The 24,220-nt window shown below is 43.1% G+C and carries 23 protein-coding genes; 2 read left to right on the forward strand and 21 right to left on the reverse strand.

The features are described 5' to 3' along the window. Positions 1–413: 413 nt before the first annotated feature. The 8 genes from sufB to JEQ21_RS03650 form a co-directional block, all read right to left on the reverse strand. Complete coding sequence (gene sufB / locus JEQ21_RS03615; protein ID WP_199363996.1) at positions 414–1,829, reverse strand: Fe-S cluster assembly protein SufB; 1,416 nt, start codon at positions 1,827–1,829, stop codon at positions 414–416. Next, complete coding sequence (gene sufU / locus JEQ21_RS03620; RefSeq protein ID WP_199363997.1) at positions 1,829–2,275, reverse strand: Fe-S cluster assembly sulfur transfer protein SufU; 447 nt, start codon at positions 2,273–2,275, stop codon at positions 1,829–1,831. Before sufU ends, sufB begins: the two co-directional genes overlap by 1 nt. Further along, entirely contained in the window at positions 2,262–3,494 is a 1,233-nt protein-coding gene (locus JEQ21_RS03625; protein WP_233340738.1) for a cysteine desulfurase, read from the reverse strand. Before JEQ21_RS03625 ends, sufU begins: the two co-directional genes overlap by 14 nt. Before the next feature lie 15 nt (positions 3,495–3,509). Then, on the reverse strand, positions 3,510–4,772 hold the full coding sequence (gene sufD / locus JEQ21_RS03630) for a Fe-S cluster assembly protein SufD (protein WP_199363998.1): 1,263 nt from the start codon (positions 4,770–4,772) through the stop codon (positions 3,510–3,512). A gap of 21 nt (positions 4,773–4,793) precedes the next feature. Continuing rightward, entirely contained in the window at positions 4,794–5,564 is a 771-nt protein-coding gene (gene sufC, locus JEQ21_RS03635) for a Fe-S cluster assembly ATPase SufC (protein WP_196967424.1), read from the reverse strand. Positions 5,565–5,651: 87 nt separating this feature from the next. After that, the gene (locus tag JEQ21_RS03640) at positions 5,652–6,803 is read right to left on the reverse strand and encodes a glycosyltransferase family 4 protein (protein ID WP_196967425.1); all 1,152 of its coding nucleotides are present in this window, start codon (positions 6,801–6,803) and stop codon (positions 5,652–5,654) included. A gap of 2 nt (positions 6,804–6,805) precedes the next feature. Further along, positions 6,806–7,576: an adaptor protein MecA gene (locus tag JEQ21_RS03645; protein WP_199363999.1), complete on the reverse strand. Its 771-nt coding sequence runs from the start codon at positions 7,574–7,576 to the stop codon at positions 6,806–6,808. 81 nt (positions 7,577–7,657) lie between these two features. Next, on the reverse strand, positions 7,658–8,503 hold the full coding sequence (locus JEQ21_RS03650) for an undecaprenyl-diphosphate phosphatase (RefSeq protein ID WP_199364000.1): 846 nt from the start codon (positions 8,501–8,503) through the stop codon (positions 7,658–7,660). Between the two features lie 202 nt (positions 8,504–8,705). Between JEQ21_RS03650 and JEQ21_RS03655 the strand changes: the two genes are divergently transcribed. Beyond that, a complete protein-coding gene (locus tag JEQ21_RS03655) occupies positions 8,706–10,268 on the forward strand; it encodes an ABC transporter substrate-binding protein/permease (RefSeq protein ID WP_199364001.1) in 1,563 nt (520 codons plus the stop codon). Then, complete coding sequence (locus JEQ21_RS03660; RefSeq protein WP_179925887.1) at positions 10,265–11,008, forward strand: amino acid ABC transporter ATP-binding protein; 744 nt, start codon at positions 10,265–10,267, stop codon at positions 11,006–11,008. The genes JEQ21_RS03655 and JEQ21_RS03660 overlap by 4 nt, the downstream gene beginning before the upstream one ends. 164 nt (positions 11,009–11,172) lie before the next feature. Here JEQ21_RS03660 and JEQ21_RS03665 read toward each other — a convergent pair whose 3' ends face one another. The 13 genes from JEQ21_RS03665 to arcC form a co-directional block, all read right to left on the reverse strand. Beyond that, positions 11,173–11,955 carry a TraX family protein gene (locus JEQ21_RS03665; protein ID WP_199364002.1) on the reverse strand — a complete coding sequence of 261 codons (783 nt, stop codon included), beginning with the start codon at positions 11,953–11,955 and terminating at the stop codon, positions 11,173–11,175. A gap of 206 nt (positions 11,956–12,161) precedes the next feature. After that, positions 12,162–12,380, reverse strand: a complete 219-nt coding sequence (locus tag JEQ21_RS03670; RefSeq protein WP_196967246.1) for a capsule biosynthesis transcriptional regulator — start codon at positions 12,378–12,380, stop codon at positions 12,162–12,164. Between the two features lie 651 nt (positions 12,381–13,031). Next, on the reverse strand, positions 13,032–14,702 hold the full coding sequence (locus tag JEQ21_RS03675) for a DAK2 domain-containing protein (protein ID WP_199364003.1): 1,671 nt from the start codon (positions 14,700–14,702) through the stop codon (positions 13,032–13,034). 2 nt (positions 14,703–14,704) lie between these two features. Continuing rightward, complete coding sequence (locus JEQ21_RS03680) at positions 14,705–15,070, reverse strand: Asp23/Gls24 family envelope stress response protein (protein WP_199364004.1); 366 nt, start codon at positions 15,068–15,070, stop codon at positions 14,705–14,707. 139 nt (positions 15,071–15,209) lie between these two features. Next, on the reverse strand, positions 15,210–15,398 hold the full coding sequence (gene rpmB / locus JEQ21_RS03685) for a 50S ribosomal protein L28 (RefSeq protein ID WP_002885786.1): 189 nt from the start codon (positions 15,396–15,398) through the stop codon (positions 15,210–15,212). Between the two features lie 88 nt (positions 15,399–15,486). Continuing rightward, entirely contained in the window at positions 15,487–15,921 is a 435-nt protein-coding gene (locus JEQ21_RS03690) for a threonine/serine exporter family protein (RefSeq protein ID WP_196091680.1), read from the reverse strand. Positions 15,922–15,931: 10 nt separating this feature from the next. Continuing rightward, positions 15,932–16,681, reverse strand: coding sequence for a threonine/serine exporter family protein (locus JEQ21_RS03695; protein WP_199364005.1), 750 nt, complete (start codon positions 16,679–16,681; stop codon positions 15,932–15,934). Positions 16,682–16,818: 137 nt separating this feature from the next. Next, positions 16,819–17,547: a gamma-glutamyl-gamma-aminobutyrate hydrolase family protein gene (locus tag JEQ21_RS03700; protein ID WP_199364006.1), complete on the reverse strand. Its 729-nt coding sequence runs from the start codon at positions 17,545–17,547 to the stop codon at positions 16,819–16,821. Positions 17,548–17,814: 267 nt separating this feature from the next. Continuing rightward, positions 17,815–18,291 (reverse strand): hypothetical protein, encoded by a 477-nt coding sequence (locus JEQ21_RS03705; protein WP_199364007.1) that lies wholly within the window; start codon positions 18,289–18,291, stop codon positions 17,815–17,817. A 97-nt stretch (positions 18,292–18,388) separates the two neighbouring features. Further along, on the reverse strand, positions 18,389–19,507 hold the full coding sequence (locus JEQ21_RS03710; protein ID WP_199364008.1) for an aminotransferase: 1,119 nt from the start codon (positions 19,505–19,507) through the stop codon (positions 18,389–18,391). A gap of 74 nt (positions 19,508–19,581) precedes the next feature. Further along, the gene (locus tag JEQ21_RS03715) at positions 19,582–20,922 is read right to left on the reverse strand and encodes a dipeptidase (protein ID WP_199364009.1); all 1,341 of its coding nucleotides are present in this window, start codon (positions 20,920–20,922) and stop codon (positions 19,582–19,584) included. Positions 20,923–21,223: 301 nt separating this feature from the next. Continuing rightward, positions 21,224–22,726 carry a YfcC family protein gene (locus JEQ21_RS03720; RefSeq protein WP_199364010.1) on the reverse strand — a complete coding sequence of 501 codons (1,503 nt, stop codon included), beginning with the start codon at positions 22,724–22,726 and terminating at the stop codon, positions 21,224–21,226. Positions 22,727–23,001: 275 nt separating this feature from the next. After that, on the reverse strand, positions 23,002–23,949 hold the full coding sequence (arcC, locus tag JEQ21_RS03725; RefSeq protein WP_199364011.1) for a carbamate kinase: 948 nt from the start codon (positions 23,947–23,949) through the stop codon (positions 23,002–23,004). Positions 23,950–24,220 lie beyond the last annotated feature (271 nt).

Below are 24,220 nucleotides of genomic sequence, written 5' to 3' on the forward strand. Positions count from 1 at the left end.
TGTAATTTTATTTTCACGCTCAAGGCGTATTCGAGTTATCTCATGACTCTTATTCATCCAGTTTTAGTTACAGGCTCGGCAAAGCCCTAATAAACTTACGGATTTGTATTGCTCATCTTTATTATATACCTGAACTAATTTTCCGTCATGAGTTAGCAGGCGAAGCCTGCTTGGAGTTTTAGTTTACTTTTAGTACAAGGCAGCGAGTCGTAGACAGTACTGAAGTACGGCAAGACGAGCTAACACAGTAATAAAAGATAAATTAAAAGAGTATAAAATACAACAGGTCTCCCAGACCTATTGCACTATCATCATCAGCTATCCTCGTCATTCTTTGGAAATTCTGCGTGTATTCTGATTTTGAAATTAGTGTCGGATAAGTCAAAAAACCAGCAATTGCTGGTTTTTTTGACTTATCCGACACTACCTTCCATTTCATAACTAATCAAACGATTGAGTTCGACAGCGTATTCCATTGGAAGTTCTTTTGTAAATGGTTCTACAAATCCCATGACAATCATCTCTGTTGCCTCTTGTTCAGACAAACCACGACTCATGAGGTAATAGAGTTGCTCTTCTGAGATTTTAGAAACCTTGGCTTCGTGTTCCAAAGCCACTTGTGAGTTGTGGATTTCATTAAATGGGATGGTATCTGATTTAGACTGGTCATCCATGATAATGGTATCACACTCAATATGACTGACGGATTTCTTAGAATTACGGGCAAAGGTCACTTGACCTCGATAGTTTACTTCGCCGCCACTCTTCGCAATAGACTTCGAAACGATGGATGAGCTCGTGTGAGGGGCATTGTGGATCATCTTAGCACCAGTATCCTGCACTTGCCCTTGGTTGGCAAAGGCGATAGACAGCATGGTTCCACGCGCACCTTCGCCATCAAGGTAAACAGATGGGTACTTCATGGTCGTTTTAGCCCCGATATTCCCATCAATCCATTCAACGGTCGCATTTTTCATAGCTTTCGCTCGCTTGGTTACCAAGTTGTAGACATTGTCCGACCAGTTTTGAATCGTCGTGTAACGGACGTAGGCTCCTTCCAACGAGAAGATTTCTACGATGGCTGCGTGCAGACTATTGCTAGAATAGGTTGGAGCTGTACAGCCTTCAACATAGTGCACACTGGCCCCCTCATCCACAATAATCAAGGTTCGCTCAAACTGACCTGTGTTTTCATTGTTAATCCGGAAATAGGTTTGGAGCGGAATATCCACTTTAACCCCTTTAGGCACATAGATAAAGGTTCCACCTGACCATACTGCACTATTCAAGGCAGCTAATTTATTGTCTGTTGGTGGAACAAGTTTGGCAAAATATTGCTTGAAAAGGTCTGGATATTCTTTCAAGGCAGAGTCTGTATCGGTAAAGATAATCCCTAGCTTTTCAAACTCCTCCTTCATATTGTGGTAAACCACTTCTGATTCATACTGGGCAGAAGCTCCCGCAAGATAAGCGCGTTCAGCTTCCGGAATCCCGATTCGTTCAAAGGTTTCTTTAATTTTTTCTGGAACGTCATCCCAAGAGCGAGCTGGTTTATCTGACGGTTTTTGGTAGTAGATGATGTCATCAAAGTTAATCTGGGTCAAATCAGCACCCCAAGTCTCCAATTCCATCTTCTTAAACGTCTCATAGGATTTAAGACGAAAATCCAACATCCACTGAGGTTCATTCTTTGCCGCTGACAATTCACGAATAACATCCTCGCTCAACCCTTTACCAGTCGAGAGAATGGGATCAACATCGTCATGAAAACCAAATTTATATTCCCCCAAATCAATTGGCTTGGGTTCTACGCGTTCATTTTCAGCCATTATTTTCCTTTCGTTTCATTTACTTCCATTGCTTTTTTCAAAGCATTCCATGCAAGAGTGGCACATTTAATCCGCTGCGGGAACTGTGCAACCCCAGACAAAAAGGCTGCGTCACCGAGCTGGTCGGTCGAGGACAATTCTAGCCCTTGTACTAGATCAGAGAAATCCTGGGCAAGTGCCCTAACCTCTTCTTCTTTTTTTCCAATCACAAGGTCCGTCATCATGGAGGCGGAGGCTGTCGAAATGCTACAACCCGAATTGATAAAGGAAATATCTCGAATTCGACCTTCCTCATCCTTGAGCAAAAAGAGTTGAATCACATCGCCACAGGTCGGGTTGTTCAAATGAATCGGCTCCACTCCGGACAAAGTCCCCTGGTGATGGGGATGTCTGGAATGCTCTGCCACTAGCGTTCGATAGAGACTGTCCAATTTAGAAAATGCCATTAAAAAACTCCTTTGTTTTCTCCAAAGCCTGGACAAGGCGATCGCAATCTTCCTTGGTATTGTATGCATAGAGACTAGCCCGCAGCGTAGCACCAACTCCTAAATAGGACAGCAGAGGCTGGGCACAATGATGCCCCGCCCTTACAGCGACCCCTTCATAATCCAAGGCAGTCGCTACATCATGCGGATGCAACCCCTCAAGGTTGAAGGAAATCAAACCCGTTCTCCCTTCCAAAGAAGGAGGTCCATAGATTTCCACCCCCTCAACCGACTGCAGGCCTCGCCAAAGATAGGCTAGTAAATCCTTATCCTGAGCCGCAAGTCGGTCCATCCCTAAATCATTTAGATAATCAACAGCAGCTCCCAAACCAATCGCTTCCGCAATTGGAGGTGTTCCAGCCTCCAATTTCCAAGGTAGATCCGTCCAGGTTGACTCTTGTTCAAAAACAAAGTCAATCATCTCGCCGCCAAATTCTACCGGTTCCAACTCCTTCAAATGAGATTCTTTACCATAAAGAACCCCAATCCCGGTTGGCCCCATCATCTTATGACCGGAAAAGACTAGAAAATCGACCTCTAATTGCTGAACATCAACAGGAAGGTGCGGCACAGACTGAGCTCCATCTACCACTAGGTAAGCCCCCACATCGTGAACCCAGTCAGCAATCTCTGCAATCGGATTTTCTATCCCTAGCACATTGGAGACATGGGCCAAAGAAACTACCTGTGTGGCTGGATTCAATTTAGCCTTAACATCATCCAAATCCAGACGACCATCTTTGAGATAGACATAAACCAATTTGGCTCCTGTTCGTTGACAAACCTGTTGCCAAGGAACAATATTGGAATGGTGCTCCATGATCGAAATCAGAACCTCATCTCCAGGGGACAATTGGGGTTCTAACATCCGAGCTAGATGGTTGAGACCTGTCGTTGTTCCCCGAGTAAAGATAACTTCTCTTTCAGAAGCGGCTCCGATAAAGGACGCGACTTTTCGTCGCGCTTCTTCATAGGCTTGGGTCGCAGACTCCCCTAAACTATGAACACCACGGTGAACGTTCGCGTTAATTTCCTGATAATAGCGATCCATGGCCTCGATTACAGCACAGGGCTTTTGGCTCGTTGCTGCACTATCCAAGTAGACGAGGTCCTCATCATGGACCTGCTGGTCGAGAATGGGAAAGTCTTTTTGAATCTGCCGACCGTCGATTGGCTGCATGGCTACTCCTCTTGTTTATCTTTTACTTAACTTATCTTCAATCACTTGGATCATGTCGTCTCGAACTTCTTTAACAGGGATTTCTACAATAACGGCCCCCAAGAAGCCACGAACGACTAAGCGTTCCGCAGTTGCTCGGTCCAATCCTCGACTCATAAGGTAATAAAGGTCCTCTGGGTCTACCTGACCAATAGAAGCTGCGTGGCCGGCTGTTACTTCATTCTCATCAATTAACAGAATTGGGTTTGCATCTGACCGAGCCTGATCTGACAACATCAAAACGCGGCTTTCTTGTTGGGCATCTGCCCCTTTGGCACCACGAATAATGTGACCAATTCCATTAAAGGTCAAGGTTGCTTTTTCCAAGATAACGCCGTGTTGGAAGATATTTCCAACTGAGTTGGCACCATGGTTGGTTATCCGGCTGTCAATTCCTTGAACTTGTTTGCCAGATGAGAGAGCGACCACTTTCATATCCGCATGGCTTCCGCGTCCAATTAAGTCGGCATCAAAGGCAGCCACTACATTTCCCTCGTTCATCACACCGAGAGCCCAGTCAATGGTGGCATCATTGCCAATCCGGCCTCTACGGGTCAGGTAGGTGGTCAGGTTCTTACCAAGGCGGTCAATGGCAGAGAATTTAACGTGAGCCCCTGCCTGAGCAATCACTTCAACCGTAATATTGGCTGTAACTTTTTCTTGACCTTCACCCAAGGTTTCCAAGCGTTCCAAGTAAGAAAACTTACTATTGCGACCTGCAATCACTAAGATGTGCTTATTGAAGGGGACGCTTGAATCACTTTCCTGGTAAAAAATTCCTTCTAAGGGTTGAGCAATCTCTACATTATCTGGAACATACAAAACAGCTGCACTGTTAAAATAGGCTGTGTGATAAGCCGCAAGTCTGTCTGCATCGTAGGCTAGGGCAGACATAAAATGTTCTTCCACAACTTCTGGAATTTCTTCTAGGGCTGTTGCCAAGTCCGTAAAAATAACACCTTGCTCCATCAATTCAGGAGACAATTGTTCTAAGACTGTTTGAGTCCCTACTTGCACCAACTTGGGATTACTGCTGAGGTCCGCAAAGGCAGGAACATTCCCACTAGCCTCACTCAGCTCAAGCCGACCATCTCCCAAATTCCAACGATGAAACTTGACCCGCTCAATTCTGGGCAAGTCCAGTTCTTGGATTTTATCAAATGCTTTCAAGCGCAAGTCTTGTAACCATACTGGCTCTGCCTGGGCTTGCGAAAAAGCCAAAATGCTTTCTTTCGTCATCGTTTCCTCCTCAGCCTAGGCTTATACTTCTTCCTCGTATGCAAACCCGAGCTCTTCTGCAATTTTCGCATAACCTTCTTTTTCCAAGCGGGCTGCCAACTCAGGACCACCAGAGAGAACCACTTTTCCGTCCATCATGACATGCACGGCATCTGGTTGAATGTAGTTCAGCAAACGCTGGTAGTGAGTAATAATCATGGCACCAAAGCCTTCTCCTCGCATCGCATTAACCCCTTTAGAAACAACCTTAAGGGCATCAATATCCAAACCAGAGTCAATTTCGTCTAGAAGAGCAAAGGTTGGTTCCAACATTAAGAGTTGTAAAATTTCATTGCGTTTTTTCTCACCACCTGAGAATCCTTCGTTAAGGTAGCGCTCTGCCATTTCTTCTTTCATGTTAAGAAGGGCCATTTTCTCATCCAATTTCGTGATAAAATCACGAACAGAAATCTTGTCCTCTTCCTCCTTGCCTGAGTTCATGGCTGCACGAATAAACTCTGCATTGGTGATGCCTGGGATTTCACTAGGATACTGCATCGCTAAGAAGAGCCCCATTCGTGCCCGTTCGTCTACTTCCAATTCCAAAATGTTAACCCCATCCAACAGAACTTCCCCTTGGGTAACTTCATAGTTAGGGTTCCCCATAATCGCAGCGGACAAGGTTGATTTTCCGGTTCCGTTTGGTCCCATGATAGCCGCAACTTCACCCGTCTTGAGGGTTAAGTTAACTCCCTTTAAAATTTCCTTATCCTCAATGGATACATGGAGATCTTTAATTTCCAATACTGACATGATTTGATCCTTCCTTCTAGGTAATACGGTTTAAGTATAACAAAAAAAAGCCTCTGAGGCTTTTTTTGTGTTTAGAATTATTCTTATCTACTTTTCTTGCCGTCTCCGACGCACTTCCTCCCGATAAGCCGAATTTCCAATGAACCGCAGGGTATTCAATAAGGGCGCCCGATCAGGCCCTAAAATTCCTAATAATTCTACAAACAATTCGGTTCCAAGTGCCAAAGCCAATAGAAGCAAAATCCCCCCAATTCGGCTTGATACATTGAGCAAAAGGGAAATCATAGAAAAGATAAAGGTAATCCCATAAATCACCAGCACAGTCCCTCGATGAGTCAAACCAAGACTCAATAGACGATGGTGCAAGTGGTGGCGATCCGCTTCCGAAATCTTTCGCCCCGCCAGACGTCGGCGAATAATGGCCATCAAGGTATCTGTAATCGGTACCCCTAAAATGATCATAGGCGTAATAACTGCGACAGCTGTCGCATTCTTCAAACCTTGTAGGGATAAAACCGAGATCATAAATCCCAAGAACAGAGCCCCTGTATCCCCTAAAAAGATAATCGCCGGATGATAGTTATAGGGAAAAAATCCCCCAATTGCCATAACCAAGAGTAAAATCAACATGGTCAAAAAGAGATTATCTTGTGGTAGGAAAAAATAAGACACAATGGCCATGGTCCCTAGCGAAATAATGGACACGCCGCTTACCAAACCATCCAAACCATCCAGGAGATTGACCGCATTGGTTATAGCTGCAATCCAAATCAATGTTAGGACAAAAGATAAAATCGGACCAAAATGTAAAATGGGTCCCCCAAAAGGAATTTTAAAATTGTCCAAACGGAAATCCGTCAAGGCCCAAATCAGAACAGCAGCCGTCAGAATCCCCAACATCTTATGAGCAGGCTTCAAATCTAAAATATCATCCAACAATCCCGTCAGAACAACTACTCCACCCGCAAGTAAAACTGGCCAAACATACTCTAAATAAGTCTGCCCAAAAGCTGTCACCTTGACAATCCCTGGCATAATAAAGAGATTCACCAAGCCAAAGGACAGGAAAATTGCCAATCCACCAGCGGTCGGCATGGGCTTGGTATTTATCCGCCTTGCATTTGGATAATCCACCGCCCCAATCCGAAAGGATAAGAGCCGAACTAAGGGGGTCAACACGATGCTCCCTAAAAAGGTCGCAATCAAAGCTAATATAAAAGAAAGGGCAAAGGGTACCATGTCTAAATCCTTTGTAAGTCTTCAATCGCATTCCCGTAAAGTAAAACTGTCCCATGTTCCTGAAGAACAGGTCTCGTTACCTGAGACTCTTCCGCCATTTCCCGCATGCGAGCCATCAAATAAACCGGATACTTACCAGGCATCTGGCCCGTATTCACTAAAACAGTCAGATAATAGTGGCCCTTATATTTATACAACTCGGAACCATCGTAGTCATAATCAACCAAATCTACATAGGCACGAACCTTCGCAAAATCTGAAAATTGCAGAACATAATACAAAAAATGATTTGCTGGTTTTTTTTCTTCACTTTCTTGCGCCTGCTCCCCGTCCACTTCTTCCTCTCGATCAGCTTCAACCTGCTTCCGGAAGGTGTCCAATTCACTCAGCAGCTCATCCGACTGTGGATCCTGACTATAGTTCTTTAGCGCCTCTTCCATGGCCTTGATAAACTGCTCTGGATCCATGTCCGGGAAATCCTCCATTTGAGGCAAGTCCTCAAAGTCGAAATCCTCAAAATTGATGGGTTTGTCCACATCAGACTTGGTCACAAAGACATCCAAGCGATCTGGTTTTGGAGTCACCCGAAAACTCAGCATTCCCGAATCCAGAAAATTCTCCGGTAAATCCAATTCGTCTAGAATGGTGTAAAAGAAATCTTCCGTTTTTTCTTGCGGAACCAAAAAATCCGCCAACTCCATTCCTCTTTCTTCCAAATCGTTCATACTGATCGAAATCTTTAAAGTTCGATCATTTAATTGTTTCATTTTCATTTAAATACCTCATCCTCCAGTATACTGAATTTTCCTTAAGATTTCAAAAAAAGAGCGGAATCTCGCTCCACTCTTTTGCATTTAAGCCAAAAAGGCACGTACCCCTGCATAGATTAGCAAGAGAATACCTAGAACAATACGGTATTTCCCAAAAATAGTGAAATCATTCTGCTTCACGTAACCTGTCAAAAAGCGGATGGCATACAGACTGACTCCGAAGGCTGTCAACATGGCCACTGCCAACAAGAGACCCTCAGCCCCTGTTAAAGTATTGCCATTCAGGATAAACTTAAGCACTTTGACCCCACTGGCTCCAAACATCACCGGAATCCCTAGAAAGAAAGTGAATTCTGTCACCACAGACCGACTGGTGCCATTTAACAAACCACCCACAATGGTCGCACCGGAACGACTTGTCCCAGGAAAAAGTGCTAAGACTTGGAAAAATCCAATCTTCAAGGCTGTTGAATAAGGCAGATCTTCTAAGCGAGTAATACTTGGATGCTTCACAAAGTCTTGGCGCTCAATCACAATAAAGGCTACCCCATAGATGATCAACATCAGAGCAATGGAAACAGGATTGTAAAAGTGAGCCTCAAACCATGAATCCAAAGGAACCCCGATGACCATTGCTGGTAGAATAGCCACTAAAACTTTGGACCACAGTGACCAAGTTTGTCTCACTTCTTCTTTGGATTTACCCGGTTTGAAAGGGTTGAGCTTTCCAAAATAAATAACGACAACTGCTAAAATCGCTCCTAGCTGAATGACGACATTAAACATGTCCATAAAATCAGCTGAAACATTCTTAAACTGGAGCCATTCCTGCAAAAGCAACAGGTGACCCGTACTGGAAATTGGCAACCACTCTGTAATCCCTTCCACAATTCCAAAAATGATCGCTTTTAGTAATTCAATGACAATCATGTCCTTTTGTCCTCCATAACAGACTTGATTATACCACAAGCCTCTTTTAGAGACCAGAAAAATCCACAAATTCCGACTGATCTAGACAAGTTAGTCCCTAAAAAGACCACCCATACCATACTTTAAAACGTTTTCACTAAAAAATTATATTGATTTGTCTACTCTTTTCCTATATAATGAAATAATTTAGAAGGAGGTTCCTATGAAAAAGTTAGTAGTAAGCCTACTCACGGGACTCGCACTGCTTTTTACCTGGGTCAGTCCAGTCCAAGCAGATGAGTACTTAAGAGTCGGGATGGAAGCAGCCTATGCTCCATTTAACTGGACACAGGACGACGACAGTAACGGTGCCGTACAAATCGAAGGCACAAACCAATACGCCAACGGCTATGATGTTCAAATCGCCAAACAAATTGCAGAGAAACTTGGTAAGAAACCTTTGGTTGTTAAAACAACTTGGAATGGTTTGATTCCAGCCCTTACCTCTAAAAAAATCGACTTGATCGTCGCTGGGATGAGCCCTACTGAGGAACGCCGCAAAGAGATTGCCTTCTCAGATAGCTACTACCGGAGCCAACCAGTTATTGTTGTTCGAAAAGACTCCGACTATGCCGATGCCAAATCACTAGCTGATTTCAAAGGAGCAAAACTCACATCTCAACAGGGAGTTTACCTCTACGATTTAATCGACCAAATCGACGGTGCTTCAAAAGAAACAGCTATGGGGGACTTCGCACAAATGCGTCAAGCCTTGGAAGCTGGTGTTATTGACGGTTACATCTCTGAGCGCCCAGAAGCCCTCACAGCAGAAGATGCCAACTCAATCTTTAAGATGGTTAATCTAAACCCTGGATTTAAAACTAGTGATGAAGAGGTTACGACTGCTGTAGGGATGCGCAAGGACGATGTTCGCATTGACGAAGTCAATGCAGCTATCACTGAAATTTCAACTGACCAACAAGTGGCTTTGATGGATGAAATGATTAAACATCAACCACTTGAAAGCGACACTGAAGAAGAAACACCTAACTTCTTCCAACAAATGCTAACCATTGTTCAAAATAATGGTTCTCAATTCTTACGCGGAGCTGGAATTACCCTCTTGATTTCCATTATTGGTACTGTAGTTGGTACTGGTATTGGACTCTTGATCGGGGTCTACCGAACAGCCCCTCAAGCGAAGACAAAAGTTCCAGCTTTTTTCCAAAAACTCTTTGGTTGGTTCCTTAGTGCTTACATTGAAATCTTCCGTGGTACACCGATGATTGTACAATCCATGGTTATCTATTACGGAACAGCCCAAGCCTTTGGGATCGATATTGACCGAACACTTGCAGCCATCTTTATCGTTTCCATCAATACTGGTGCCTACATGAGTGAGATTGTCCGGGGTGGTATCTTCGCTGTTGATAAAGGACAATTTGAAGCTGCAACTGCCTTGGGAATGAGCCACGGCCAAACCATGCGTAAGGTCGTATTGCCACAGGTTGTCCGCAACATCCTTCCTGCGACAGGGAATGAGTTCGTTGTAAACATCAAAGATACCTCTGTGTTGAACGTAATCTCTGTAGTTGAGCTCTACTTTGCCGGAAATACCGTTGCAACTCAAACCTACCAGTATTTCCAAACCTTTACCGTAATCGCCATCATCTACTTCGTTCTTACCTTCACCGTAACCCGCATCTTGCGTTATGTAGAACGTCGTTTGGATACCGATACTTACACTACCGGAGCAAATCAAATGCAAACGGAGGTGATTAAATGACGCAAACAACCATTCTTGAAATCAAAAATCTCAAAAAATCCTATGGTCAAAACGAAGTGTTAAAAGACATTTCTTTAACCGTTCATAAAGGGGAGGTCATTTCCATCATCGGAAGTTCCGGTAGTGGTAAATCTACCTTCCTCCGTTCCATCAACCTCTTGGAAACTCCAAGTGCAGGTGAAATTTTCTACCATGGAAAAAATGTTCTAGCCGATGAGCACGATCTTACAACTTATCGTGAAAAACTCGGGATGGTTTTCCAAAACTTTAACCTTTTTGAAAATTTAAACGTTTTGGAAAATGCCATTGTAGCCCAAACAACTGTTCTCAAGCGTGAACGTTCTGAGGCAGAAAAAATCGCCAAAGAAAACCTCAACAAGGTTGGCATGGGAGAGCAATATTGGTTAGCAAAACCAAAACAGCTCTCTGGTGGACAAAAACAACGGGTCGCTATTGCTCGTGCTCTCTCCATGAATCCTGATGCCATCCTCTTTGATGAACCGACTTCAGCTCTAGACCCTGAAATGGTCGGTGAAGTTCTCAAAATCATGCAAGATTTGGCACAAGAAGGGTTGACCATGATTGTGGTGACCCACGAAATGGAATTTGCCCGTGACGTATCTAGTCGTGTCATCTTCATGGATAAAGGCGTTATCGCCGAAGAAGGACGTCCAGAGGACATCTTCACCAATCCGAAAGAAGAACGGACACGTGAATTCCTTCAACGCTATCTTGGCTAAGAAAAAAGCTTCCTAAATTTTTAGGAAGCTTTTTTGTGTTCAGTGGTGATATAGTCTTTTAGTTTATCTTTTATTACTGTGTTAGCTCGTCTTGCCGTACTTCAGTACTGTCTACGACTCGCCGCCTTGTACTAAAAGTAAACTAAAAGACTATAAAGTATTCATTATCGAACCAAAGATTCGATGACATAAATGAGAGTCAAGTGCAAGGGATAAGCAATATAGAACAAATTCTTCTCCCAGATTTTTCCTTGTCCCCCCCGTTGTCCATTATAAGCAGCAATGAGAGGAATTGCTAACCATTGCATAAATTGATTATCGTAGGCTAAATAAGACCCTAAATCTGGATAGAACTCCGACATCCCTTGATAACTTAAAAAAGCCTTCAACGCTAAGGCTAGCGACGTCCCTAAAAGAACAACATTTGCAGCTCTTTTGGAACCTGGGAAAAAGGCCAAAACCAAGCCGAGAGGCATCAAATACAATCCTCCTTCAGTCAACAAAGTAAAGAATAGTAAAGGCAATAGGTAAAGGATCTTTAACCAACGACCTGATTTCCCTTCTTTAATCTGTTCCACCAAGGTAAAGATTAAAAAGAAACAGGCTAGGGTCAGAAATATATTGTTCCCATTCATCAACATCCAAAGATCAAATTCTCGTGTGAGAGGATCGAGATAGTTACTTGTCAGCCAATTGTGGAGGACATTAATGACCAGCATCAGACCAGCTCCCGACAATAACCGTAAGAAGTAAGCCTTTCGATTAGAGGTATAGCGAAACCCCTCCATCAACAGAAAAAGAAATATTGGGGCGACAAAGCGACCAATCCACGATACCCAAAAAGGCAGTCCTAGGAGATCTCCAAAATGAGTATAGATATGGTCGATAAACATCCCAATCAAGGCAATGATTTTCAATTGAAAACCTGTTAGTTGAATTTTTGCCATTCCTTTTATAAACACTTTCTAAATTAACCTCAGGTACTTTCTTGAAAACAAAAGAAATCCAAACAAACTAATCTTGGAAGTCATGTTCTACGTTTTTTATTCTTATTTTACAAATACCACAACTTTATTCAAGGGAAACATAATAAAAAATCGGCTAGAAAAAAGGGTATCCTGTTTCTTTTCTAACCGATTTTAATCAGGAACGATTAAGCATCATCGAATTTTTCGTGATTTTTATCGTAATAATCAATCAAACCCAATGCAGTCTCAAATGAAATATTCTTCACTTGAGCACGACCTTGTGCTAGTGCAATAATAGACATCTCACGGGCATTGGTTTCCTTAGAAATACGGTAACCAGTGATTTTCTTGTCACGTACCCAGCCTACTACTGTCTCGACTTTTTCAAAGTTAGACTTAGCCATGATATCCTCCCTTATTTTATTATCTCCAGACATTCATTGTAAATCATTTTAGACAGCTTGTCAATTAAATTTCAGATAAATCGCTGATATCAGCCCTTTTTCTAGTCTTCTGTCAACTGAGAAGCAATCAATTTGACCAAAAAAACGAACATTCGACGGAGTCTTTTCGTTAACGACTTTCTCCTAAACATAAAAAGGACTGTTCACGATAAAGCTAGAAGGATGTGCAATTTCCCAAGTTTTTGCAAACCAATTTTATGATTTACCTGCCATTTTTTGGATGTTACTCTTTGCATTTCAATCTGACTTTATCAAACCTCTTTGATGAACTGATTGATTGCGTGTTTCCACGCCTTATCCTTAATATTCCACAGGTCTCCCAGACCTGTGGAACTATCACCATCGGATTCCCTTGTCATTTTTTGCAATTTCGCTAGTATTCAGATTTTGAAATTCGTTAATACTCATTACATTTCAAAATCTGAATGTGTTAATCCTCTTCGCCGAACCCTCAGTTCTGTCTTCATCGGATTTCCTTTTCAGATTTCGAACTGTTTCGAGTATAAGCATTACTATACCAACCCTAGCTTATTTATTCAAGGATTGAGCTCAAAAATCCTCGAAAAAACCATTTTCGAGGATAATGTCGCTTTATTCTGCTGAAAAGATATAAGGATAGACTGGCTGGTCTCCTGGGAAAATTTCAACTTCCAGGTCCTCAAAACGATCTTCCAACTTTTCTTGGAGACTTTCTGCAAATTCTTCTGAGCCTTCTTCTCCAACATAAATACTAAAGATCTCTTTATCATCCAAATCCATTTGGTTGAACATCAAGTCTAGTGCAGTCTCAAGGTCAGCATCGGAAGCTACAATTTTACCTTCTACCATGGCTAGGAAGTCATTTTCATGGATTTCCAAACCATCAATGGTTGTATCTCGAACTGCATGAGTTACAGAAGCTGACACAACTTCCGCCAAAGATTGAGTCATCCGTTCTTGGTTCTCTTCCAAGCTGCGGCTCGGATCAAAGGCTAAGAGACTGGTCAAACCTTGAGGAGCTGTGCGGCTCTCTACTACAGCTGCAGCCTCCTCTACAACTTCGACGGCAGATTGAGCTGCCATGAAGATGTTTTTATTATTTGGCAAGAGAATAACTTTATCTGCATGGACTTCTTCAATAGCTTTGACGAAGTCTTCCGTAGACGGATTCATAGTCTGGCCACCTTCGATAACATAGTCTGCACCAGATGCCCGGAAAATGTCTGCCATTCCTTGACCCGCAACAACGGCTACCACCGCAAATTCTTTACGAGGACCTTTACTGTCAGTGGCTTGGGTTGCTTCCTTTTCAACCTGAGCTTCGTGTTGGTTGCGCATGTTATCCACTTTAACTTTCACCAAAGAACCATATTTAAGCCCTTCTTGCATGACCAAACCAGGATCTTCTGTATGGACATGAACTTTGACAATTTCATCGTCGTTGACCACAAGGAGGGAGTCCCCCAGGTCATTAAGGTAATTGCGGAACTCGTCATAATCAAAGTCCTTCACATAGGTTGGCCCTTGTTTAAGGGCCACCATAATCTCCGTACAGTAACCAAAGGTAATATCCTCTGTTGCAACATGGCCTGCAACAGATTTGTGGTGTTCAGCATTGATCATTTCACCCATCATGGCTGGTGTTGCCTCAAAATCTTCAGAAGCAATGTATTCGCCATTGAGGGCAGACAAAAAGCCTTCGTAGATGAAAACAAGTCCTTGTCCACCGGAATCGACAACACCTACTTCTTTGAGAACTGGCAACATATCTGGAGTCTTAGCCAAGGCAGTCTTAGCACCTTCAAGTGCTGCTTCCATAACTTCCACAGCATCATTACTGGTCTCAGCCTTCTTAACTGCTCCAATGGCAGCTCCACGAGAGACGGTAAGAATGGTTCCCTCAACAGGCTTCATAACCGCTTTATAAGCAACCTCCACACCAGATTGGAAGGCATGGGCCAAAGCAGCTCCATCTAATTCTTCCAAATCCTTAACTCCCTGAGAAAAACCACGGAATAATTGTGACGTAATAACACCTGAGTTACCACGCGCACCCATCAAAAGTCCCTTAGCAAAAATATTCGCTGCTTCTGCCACTGTCTGCGCAGGCTTATCAGCAACTTCTTTGGCACCATTTTCGATGGTCATCCCCATATTCGTTCCTGTATCTCCATCTGGAACAGGGAAAACATTCAATGAGTTGACATATTCAGCTTGATTGGTTAATCGAGTGGCAGCTGCTTGAACCATCTCTTGAAATAAACTGGTTGTAATATTGGCCACGACTACTCTCCTACAATTTTAATATTCTGGATATATACATTGACTGCTTTGGCAGTAATGCCTAATTGGTTTTCTAAACTGAAGGTGACCCGTTCTTGGATGTTACGGGACACTTCACTAATCTTGGTTCCGTAACTTAAAACAGTATAAACATCTACCTCAATGTCTCCCACCTCGTTACTACGAACCACAACCCCTTTTGAATAATTTTCTCGACCTAGGAGGGCTTGGAAATTGTCCTTAATGGCATTCTTGCTGGCCATGCCAACTACGCCAAAAATCTCTGTTGCTGCACCACCTACGATGGTAGCAATGACATCATCGGTCAACTCAATCTGACCATCGCGTGTATTGATTTTTACAGTCATATCCTTTTACCTCAAATTGTTTATAGTTCATTTTACCACATTTTTGGATGGGTGTACAAACCGGGCTCAAATGTCAAGCCCTTTCAGGTCCCAGAAAATAAAAAAGGAGATTGGAAATCCAACCTCTTTTTAAGCTTGATTAAACGCGTTCAACTTTACCTGATTTAAGCGCACGAGCTGAAGCCCAAACTTTTTTAGGTTTACCGTCAACCAAAATTGTAACTTTTTGAAGATTTGGTTTAACTGCGCGCTTTGTTTTGTTCATCGCATGAGAGCGGTTATTACCAGATACAGTTTTACGACCTGTAAAATAACATACTTTTGCCATTTCGTCATTCCTCCTATTTAGTTTTAAGGGTGCTACACCACATACCGTAAAATATTACCACACTTTCGCACCTTTGGCAAGTCATGACTCATGATTTTCTCATTTTTCTTCTTAAGAAGACCACTCCTTCTGCCAAAACAAAACCAAGGGCAAGTGAAAAACAAATAAGTAAGGTCCGGACAAAAAAGGACTGCCCCTGTAAAACCTCTCCCTGGGCAAAATACCGCATAGATGTCGCGATAGTCCCTCCAGGTACCAACGAAATCATACAGGGAATAGACAGGATATTCACCGGTGTTCCAATCCGTTTCGCAAAATGGTTCGACAAGAGTCCAATCATCAAACTAGCTACTAAATTTGCCAACCAAATCCCCCCTGTCACTTCCAACACTAAAAGATAGGCTATCCAGGACAAACCGCCCGTAACGGCTGAACTCAGTAAGGTTTGACGGGGTGCATTGACCATCATCCCGTAGCCCAAACTACCACAGAAACTTAGGACAAAGCCCAAGAAAAAGATCATAACCCACCTCCTAGACCAGTGCCTTAAACAAGAGATTCGCCATCATAACACCACCACCAATGGACGCTGCAATCAAAAGCGCATTGACCGCCCGCACCAATCCCGAGATTGTATGCCCTCCCAAAAGTTCCCGAAGTGAGTTGGTTAAAGCTACACCCGGAACTAGCGGCATCAGTGAAGAAATCAGGAGAACCTCAAACGTCTGTCCCCAACCCAAATGGTAAAACCCATTGGTCAAAAAAGCAACCACAAAAGCGGATAAACCAACAGCTAAATAAGGCGGAACCATAAAACGACTAGCCTCCCGATTCAGAAAGTGAGCAAAAATCCCCAAGAAAAATGTGAGAAGAAAATCAGATAAAGGGGCTAGCTCCACTAAATTCGGAGCCATCGAAACAAATCCAGCACCAAGGTACTGCTGCCATAAAGGAAAATGAGGAACTCCTTGAGACAAACGCTCAACTTCCATTTGAAAACCCTCAAAGTCTACTTGACCTTGAACCAACTGTCGTGACAGATGGTTTAAATCATGGACCATCTGCAAGTCAACCTGGTAGCGAGGGACCTTCACAACATAAGAACGACCACTATCCTGATTGACTAACAAAATTGATGTCATGGTCACATGACAGATAATCGGAATCCCAAGTGCCCTTCCCACATAATCAATACTGGACTCCACACGACCTGTTTCAGCTCCACTGGTTAACATCAGATAGGCAAATTGGCCTGCAGCCGCTAACACATCTTTTTCACGCATGCCTTCCTCCAGCTTTTGAAAGAGAGGCTTAGCCATTCGACCGAGCCTCTTCTAACCCTCATTATAGAAATAGGGATTCCATAGTGTTCAGACTTTTTAGCACCAATTGAATTCAAAAAAAGAAAAAATATTTCCAATTACTGAGCCGCTTGGATTAAGCCTGCAAAGAGATTATTCATAATAGGAACGGATTGGTGCAGCATTTCTGGATGCCACTGAACTCCCACATAAAATGGATAGCCATCATTTTCAATCGCTTCCACTACTCCATCCGCAGATTTGGCGGTGACTCTAAAGCCTTCACCAAGATCACGCACAGCTTGGTGGTGATAAGTATTGACCATGACATACTTTTCCTGTCCCATCATTTCATAGAGCTTGCTGCCTTCATCTACATCCACTAGATGGGTTGTCTGATCTGGCATATTTCCCTGCATATGCCGAACCTCAATATTTTCCATATAGGTCAAATCTTGCCACAAACTACCGCCATGAAAGACATTCATAATTTGTAAGCCGCGGCAGATTCCAAGGACCGGCATTTTCCTCTCCAAAGCTTTTTCCAACAAATTGGATTCAAACCAATCCCGTAACTCCCAAGTCTGGCCAATTTTGGGCTTAGGTTCTTCCCCATAATATTGAGGAGTCACATCATGACCTCCTGATAGAATCAGAGCATCAATTTGATCAATATAAGCGTCAACAGCTTCTAAACTATCCACAACAGGGATGATGACAGGAATCCCACCATTTTGGAGAACAGATTGAACATAATCTTCATTTACATATGCGCGTCGGTATCCTTCTGAAGAACCATATTTGGTCAATAAAACACTACCGGCAATCCCAATGAGAGGTTTTTTCATTTTACTTACTCCTTTTTCAGAAAAACTTATCCTCTATCATACCATTTTATTTCCTGATTCGGAATGCTTCTGCTCTTCTTCCCGTTCTTTGCGGTATTGATTCAAGGCATCCCGCCAAAAAGAGGTCTCCTCTGGTCCAATCGGACGAATCACACGGCAAGGGTTTCCTCCTGCTATAGTCTTTTAGTTTGCTTTTAGTACAAGGCAGCGAGTCGCAGGCAGTACCAAAGTACGGCAAGACGAGCTAACACAGTAATAAAAGATAAACTAAAAGAGTATAACACCCCACTTGGGACATCCTTGGTCACCACAGACCCCGAAGCTAGAACCGTGTCGGAACCAATCGACACCCAATCCAAACCCGGTCTCCAATCGATACTGGTCGGGCTGTTTCCAAACCAGTGGACCGCACTTCCGCATCCAGGGGATGATTTGCGGTATAGATAGACACGTGTGGACCAAGCAGCACCTGGTCTCCAATTCGTACTTCTTGGGCGTCCAAGATGGCCAAACCTGTGTTGGCGTAGCAAGACTGACCAAAAAGATTCGATCCCCATGATCAAAGTAGATTGGAGGTGTCAGGACTAAATCTTCTGGAGCTTGCCCCAGACAAGCACGAACACCATCCAAAGACTCTTTATCCTCCCAAAAGCGGGAGTGGTTAAAAACCCATTGGGCCTCTTGCATCCGTTTCCAGGAAAGATCTTCCATGGCCATTGGATTGTAGACCTGACCTGCCATCATTCGTTTCCATTCTCATTTTTGAACCATAGATAATCTCTCCTCCTCTCACTCTACCAACCCTAGTGATTGAAAAACACGGTTAGTACAAAAAACGCTCTTAATCATACTGCCTCAAAAATTCAGAAAGAGCTTCCAGTCCCTTTTCCAAAATCTCAGTTCGGGTACAATAACCTAAACGGGCATAGCCAGGCATATCAAATCGATTTCCCGGTACTAATAAGACACCTGTCTCTTTCAATAGCCGGATACAAAATCGCTCAGTTTCCTCAGAAACATCCAACTTGATAAAAGAAGTAGAGACATGTCGAGGCGGAACCCAAGAAACCCGTGGCTCCTGAGCCACCCAATCCTTAACAAGTTTCAAATTGTGGTCCACAATCTGCCGATTTCGTTCCAAAATTTCCTTTTTGTGTTTGAGCACGTGTGTAGCGATAAAATCATCAAAAACACCTGCACAAATCATGGTGTAATCCCGGTACTTACGGAATAAATCGGATAATTCGTCATTGGCAATAATCCAGCCGACACGAACTCCTGGTACAGAGTAAGTTTTCGAGACACTATTGGTGGAGATGCCTTTCTCATACAGATCAAAGATAGGGGGGACGTCAATCCCATCTTCCAAAGGTTGATAGACCTCATCCGATAGAATGTAGGCTCCAACCTCACGCGCAATCTCCACCAGTTCTTCTAAATAGTTTCGATCCATGAACGCCCCCGTTGGATTATTGGCATTATTGATACAAATAAGCTTGGTATCTGGCCGAATTATATTTCTTAATTCCTCCAGAGATGGAAGCCACTGATCGGCTTCTTGAATTCGCCAAAGACTTACTTCAGCTCCAAAGGAACGTGGAATATCCACTAGCTGCTGGTAAGTTGGATACATGGAAATCACGTGGTCTCCTGGCTTCACTAAGGCATAGAGAGCCAAATAATTAGCTCCTGTGGCTCCATTGGTCTGGAGAATTTGATTCGGTTTCGCCTTTTGATAGAGCTTGGCCACCTGCTCCTTGAATCCCGGAGACCCTTCAATCCAACCATAATTCATCGTTTTCACCAATACCTGGTTTAGAAGTTCTTCCTTTCCCGACGATCCCAGCGTTAGGATCTCTTCTAAGGTCATCGAAGCAATAGACGAACCCGCAATATCATAGACCGCTTCATTTTCCCAAACGTTTAACCACTCCTCGACACCAAATGCCTGAATGTCCATCAGCTTTTCTCCTTTTTCTCCATTATAAAATAAAGAAGTAGATTACCGCAATCTACTTCTTGAAAAAATGAAAACTATTCCGCAGCGAGGCGGTAAATGGCTTCAGCATAAATATCCATTGTCTTGTAGAGATCTTCTAAAGGCATGCGTTCATTTTCCTGATGTTCCGTTTGCTCAGTGCCTGGGAAGCAGGCCCCAAAAGCTACACAATTTGGCATCGTCCGAGCAAAGGTCGCTCCTCCAGAAGAAATCGGTTGACTGGTCAAGTCACCTGTCTTAGCTTGATAAACAGACATAAGCGTTGATACTAGCTGACTGTCGAGTGGCACATACAAAGAAGGAAGGTAATCGTATTCTTCATAGATCAAACCACAGGCTTGCGCTTTGGCTTGTAGTGTAGACACAAGTGCCTCTTTATCCGCAGTTACAGGAATTCGAATATCTAAACGAATTTCTGATTTCTTGGCATTAATACTGAGACCCGCAATGTTGAAGCTCAACGTCCCTGACGGTTCATCAGAGATATTCCCAAATAGATTAAATCCAGTGGCATCTTCTCCAATTGCATGCACAATAAAATCTAGAGTCGGGTGGCTTTCAAAACGTTCTAGGGCCTTAGCTAGACGGACAATAGCATTAATCCCCTCTGCAGCATCTTTGGAATGCCGAGAAATTCCAAGGACGGTGACTTGATCCTCCTGAGTCTCATACTCAAATCCTGCTTGATTTAATTCTGAAATAACACCCGCTAACAAGTGTCCAGAGTAACTAGCCTTAGCAGGCACGACATTGTAGGCTGTTCCAGCTTCCACACTCAAAGAAGCATGACCTGGACCCAGCAACTTAGCCTGCAATAAGCCTTTCTCCGCGTAGGTCAAAGGGAAAGAAGAGTCGGGCGCAAACCCCATTGTCGCAACTTCTTCCAACTGGTTATAGCGGTTCATGCAACGCCACAAGGTCTCCTCATCCGTCCCAAAAATGAAACGAACCCGTTTCTTAAATTGAACACCTGTATCTAGCAGGGCTTTTACCGCAAATAAGGCCGCCATAGATGGACCTTTATCATCCTGAACTCCTCGCCCAATGAGATGATCCCCCTGTATCACAGCTTCAAAGGGAGGTGTTTGCCATTGACGCAGATCCCCAGCAGGTACCACATCTAAATGACAAAGAATAGCCAACAGTTCCTCTCCTTGTCCAATTTCAGCATAACCATAGTAACCTTCAGGATCCAAATAAGTCTTAAATCCCATTTGCTCCGTCATGCCCAACGTATATTCCAATACATCCTGGATTGCACGACCAAATGGAGTCCCTGCTTGATTTTCCTGTAAAACAGACGGGAAAGCAACTAGTTCTTGAATCGCTTGAATACACGCCTTTTGATGTGATGGTTGAATAAAACTCGTTTTCATTGACTCCTCCTTCAATATCCGAAAAAGAAATAAGCGCTAATACTCATTGGATTTCAACTTCTGACTTTATCAAGCCTCTTTGATGAACTTACTGATTGCGTGCCTTGCACGCTTAATTGATAATATTCAACAGGTCCTTTGACCTGTTGAACTACCGTCATCGGCTTTCTTCGCCATCTTTTTGATATTCCGCGAGTATTCTGATTTTGAAATTCGTTAAGTATACCATTATTCTAACATAGAAGGAAAAACTGAGCCGGATTTCGCCTGCTAATAGACAAAATCTGACCCAGAATTTCAACTAGAAGAAGGTCGCAATAGCCAAGATTGCCATTGAAACAACCATGATTCCCGCTACCAACTTACCGACATATTTATACCAAGTGCCAATTTCAATACGACCAAGGGCCAAGGCCCCCATAACAATACCTGAGGTTGGAGCCACCAAGTTCAAGACACCAGATGCAGCTTGGAAAGCTGTAATCACCAAGCTAGCTGGCACATTTACAAACTCAGCAAGTGGTGCCATAATTCCCATAGAAGCTCCTGCAAGACCAGAGGTTGATGGAATCAAGAAAGACATTGGTAGATAGAAAAGGTAAGTCAAGATGATGAATGCTTGTGAAGACAAACCTTTCAAGCCTGCTTCACCCATGTGAAGAATTGTAGCAGTAATCATACCGTCGTTCATGATTACTTGAATACCACGCGCAATCGCACAAATCAAGGCTACACTAAAGATATCTGCAGCACCAAACATAAAGGATTTCACCAAACGTTCTTCACTCATACCGTAGACTAAACCAACGATAATTCCTGCGATCCCAAAGAGCATCGCTCCTTCTGGGAAGTACCAAGTACCCAAAGCCGCAGTCGAAGAACCAATCACTTGACCAATAACTGGAATGCCAATTAACCATTCATTAAATTGAGTAAAGACTGTTACACCCAAATCTTCCCATGGAATAAAGCTGCAAATCATGAGAACAAAGGTTAGGACAAAGACCCACAATACCCGTTTCTGTGCTGGAGTCAATTCTGCATTCACTTCTTGGGTAGATGAAACATTAAAGTATTTCATATCCGCTTCCCTTTGTTTGTAAACTAGGGACTTGGTTGGATCGTTTCTCACTTTTTCTGCGTAATTAGCAACGAAGACGATCCCCATCAAGAGAGTAACTACAAAGAAAACTAAACGCCAAATCATACCATCCGCAACACTGACACCTGCAGCATCAGAAGCCACAACTGTCGCAAACGGGTTTACGGTAGAGGCCAAACACCCAATTTGAGAACCCAGTAAAATGATCGCAACACCAGTAATGCTGTCAAAACCAACTGCCATCATAACCGGAATCAAGAGTGGGTAGAAAGCCATGGTTTCCTCACCCATTCCATAGGTTGAACCACCTAGGGCAAACAAAGGCATGAGCACGTAAATCAACCATTTTTCTCGACCCTTAAAACGATTTACAATTGATGCAATCCCAACATCTAGCGCACCTGTTTCATTTACAACTCCAAGGAACGCCCCAACCATAATGATAAAGAAGGCTACACTAATCGCCGCATCTGTTGCCCCATGACCAAGCATGGCCCGTACCGGAGCCATAAAGACATCATAAATCCCTTGCGGATTTTGCGCTACCTTCTCATAGGTACCTGCCACCAAATTCCCTGCATCATCTACTTGATACTGACCAGCTGGAATAATCCATGTCATCACAGCCATAAGGGCAATAATGAGCATCAATATTGTGTATGATGAAGGCAATTTAAAGCCTCTTTTTTCATCTTCGCTCATTGCAAAAACCTCCTATACAATTTTTCTTTTCCAGGAAAAACATATCCGGAATGACCAAGCCAAATATCCACCTATCTTCAAGAGATGACATGCTCTTCCAGTAGCCGTTATCCTGAAAACATTGCTTATAGATAGATACTTGACCAGGAAATAGATGTGTGGAGAGCAAAATCCTTTGACGCCATCACTCCCCATTTTCATCTATTTGTCACTCTTTCTAATGAAACACTACAAGCAGAAGGCTTCAACCTATGAAAACCTCTCCTCCAAGGGCTTTAACCTTTGACAATAATCGTACCACTATCCGATTCAATGAGAGCTCCCAAATTTTCCAAGGATGTAATCACTGCCTTAGATTCTGGCTTGTTGTTCACAAAAGCAATAGCTGCCTCAACTTTTGGCAACATAGAACCAGGAGCGAACTGCTCTTCTTGGATATACTGTTCCAATTCAGCAACGGTTACTTGCTCCAATTTAGCTTGATCTGGTTTATTAAAGTTCACAAACACATAATCCACACCTGTTAAAACAATAAAGAGATCCGCATCCACTAGCTCTGCCAAGGTCTGTGATGCAAAGTCTTTATCAATAACCGCTTCAACACCCGTCAAAGTACCGTCTTCTTCTTGAATGACTGGAACACCGCCTCCACCAGCAGCAATGACAACACCACCAGCTTCTAATAAAGTGCGAATAGCCCCAATTTCTTTAATCCCAACTGGCTTTGGAGAAGCGACAACTTTTCGCCAACCACGACCAGAGTCTTCTTTAAAGGTTGCTCCGGTTTTAGCCACTTCAGCTTTTGCTTCTTCCTCTGTGTAGAAGGGACCAATAGGTTTGGAAAGATTTTCAAAGGCTGGATCTGCTTTGTCCACCACAACTTGGGTAATGACAGAAGCCACTTCTTTGTTAATTCCTTCTTTGGTCAATTCATTTTCCAAAGCATTTTGTAGCCAGAAGCCAATAGATCCTTCCGTCATGGCTACAAGGGAATCCAGTGGGAAAGCAGGATTTTTTTCAGAATCCGCTGCCAAATTTTGTAGTAACAAGTTTCCAACTTGGGGGCCATTTCCATGGGTGATGATCAACTCATCCCCATTCTTAATTAATTTCACCAAATGTTTGGCGGTTTCCACCAAAGCTGCTTTCTGAGCTGCTGCAGATGGATCTGAAGAAAGGATGGCATTTCCTCCTAAAGCGACAACAATTTTACGGTTTGCCATGAATGATTCTCCTTCTTTTTTACATTTACTCTTTTAGTTTATCTTTTTTTACTGTGTTAGCTCGTCTTGCCGTACTTATTTGAAACTTTCTTCAAAAGTTTTATCAGCAAGCTCAAAATCTCCCTCAAGATTTTGAGCTGTCTGCGACTCGCTGCCTTGTACTAAAAGCAAACTAAAAGACTATAATAGGAAAAAGAGGGCTAGGCTAAGGCCTGCCTCGCCCTCAAAAAATGGGATCATACTCTTTTAGTTTATCTTTTGTTGCTGTGTT

It is taken from the genome of Streptococcus sp. 121 (genome assembly GCF_016458205.1).
GTDB lineage: Bacteria > Bacillota > Bacilli > Lactobacillales > Streptococcaceae > Streptococcus.

Bases quoted from the DNA above. Each gene is read 5' to 3' on its own strand.
- JEQ21_RS03660 (WP_179925887.1), top strand. From the start codon at position 10,265: ATGACGCAAACAACCATTCTTGAAATCAAAAATCTCAAAAAATCCTAT.
- JEQ21_RS03645 (WP_199363999.1), bottom strand. From the start codon at position 7,576: ATGAAAATGAAACAATTAAATGATCGAACTTTAAAGATTTCGATCAGT.
- JEQ21_RS03665 (WP_199364002.1), bottom strand. From the start codon at position 11,955: ATGGCAAAAATTCAACTAACAGGTTTTCAATTGAAAATCATTGCCTTG.
- JEQ21_RS03705 (WP_199364007.1), bottom strand. From the start codon at position 18,291: ATGATGGCAGGTCAGGTCTACAATCCAATGGCCATGGAAGATCTTTCC.
- sufU (WP_199363997.1), bottom strand. From the start codon at position 2,275: ATGGCATTTTCTAAATTGGACAGTCTCTATCGAACGCTAGTGGCAGAG.
- JEQ21_RS03700 (WP_199364006.1), bottom strand. From the start codon at position 17,547: ATGAAAAAACCTCTCATTGGGATTGCCGGTAGTGTTTTATTGACCAAA.
- JEQ21_RS03625 (WP_233340738.1), bottom strand. From the start codon at position 3,494: ATGCAGCCAATCGACGGTCGGCAGATTCAAAAAGACTTTCCCATTCTC.
- sufB (WP_199363996.1), bottom strand. From the start codon at position 1,829: ATGGCTGAAAATGAACGCGTAGAACCCAAGCCAATTGATTTGGGGGAA.
- JEQ21_RS03640 (WP_196967425.1), bottom strand. From the start codon at position 6,803: ATGGTACCCTTTGCCCTTTCTTTTATATTAGCTTTGATTGCGACCTTT.
- arcC (WP_199364011.1), bottom strand. From the start codon at position 23,949: ATGGCAAACCGTAAAATTGTTGTCGCTTTAGGAGGAAATGCCATCCTT.
- rpmB (WP_002885786.1), bottom strand. From the start codon at position 15,398: ATGGCAAAAGTATGTTATTTTACAGGTCGTAAAACTGTATCTGGTAAT.
- JEQ21_RS03670 (WP_196967246.1), bottom strand. From the start codon at position 12,380: ATGGCTAAGTCTAACTTTGAAAAAGTCGAGACAGTAGTAGGCTGGGTA.
- JEQ21_RS03695 (WP_199364005.1), bottom strand. From the start codon at position 16,681: ATGCGTGAAAAAGATGTGTTAGCGGCTGCAGGCCAATTTGCCTATCTG.
- JEQ21_RS03650 (WP_199364000.1), bottom strand. From the start codon at position 8,503: ATGATTGTCATTGAATTACTAAAAGCGATCATTTTTGGAATTGTGGAA.
- JEQ21_RS03720 (WP_199364010.1), bottom strand. From the start codon at position 22,726: ATGAGCGAAGATGAAAAAAGAGGCTTTAAATTGCCTTCATCATACACA.
- JEQ21_RS03655 (WP_199364001.1), top strand. From the start codon at position 8,706: ATGAAAAAGTTAGTAGTAAGCCTACTCACGGGACTCGCACTGCTTTTT.
- JEQ21_RS03710 (WP_199364008.1), bottom strand. From the start codon at position 19,507: ATGGACATTCAGGCATTTGGTGTCGAGGAGTGGTTAAACGTTTGGGAA.
- JEQ21_RS03680 (WP_199364004.1), bottom strand. From the start codon at position 15,070: ATGACTGTAAAAATCAATACACGCGATGGTCAGATTGAGTTGACCGAT.
- sufD (WP_199363998.1), bottom strand. From the start codon at position 4,772: ATGACGAAAGAAAGCATTTTGGCTTTTTCGCAAGCCCAGGCAGAGCCA.
- sufC (WP_196967424.1), bottom strand. From the start codon at position 5,564: ATGTCAGTATTGGAAATTAAAGATCTCCATGTATCCATTGAGGATAAG.
- JEQ21_RS03715 (WP_199364009.1), bottom strand. From the start codon at position 20,922: ATGAAAACGAGTTTTATTCAACCATCACATCAAAAGGCGTGTATTCAA.
- JEQ21_RS03690 (WP_196091680.1), bottom strand. From the start codon at position 15,921: ATGATCTTTTTCTTGGGCTTTGTCCTAAGTTTCTGTGGTAGTTTGGGC.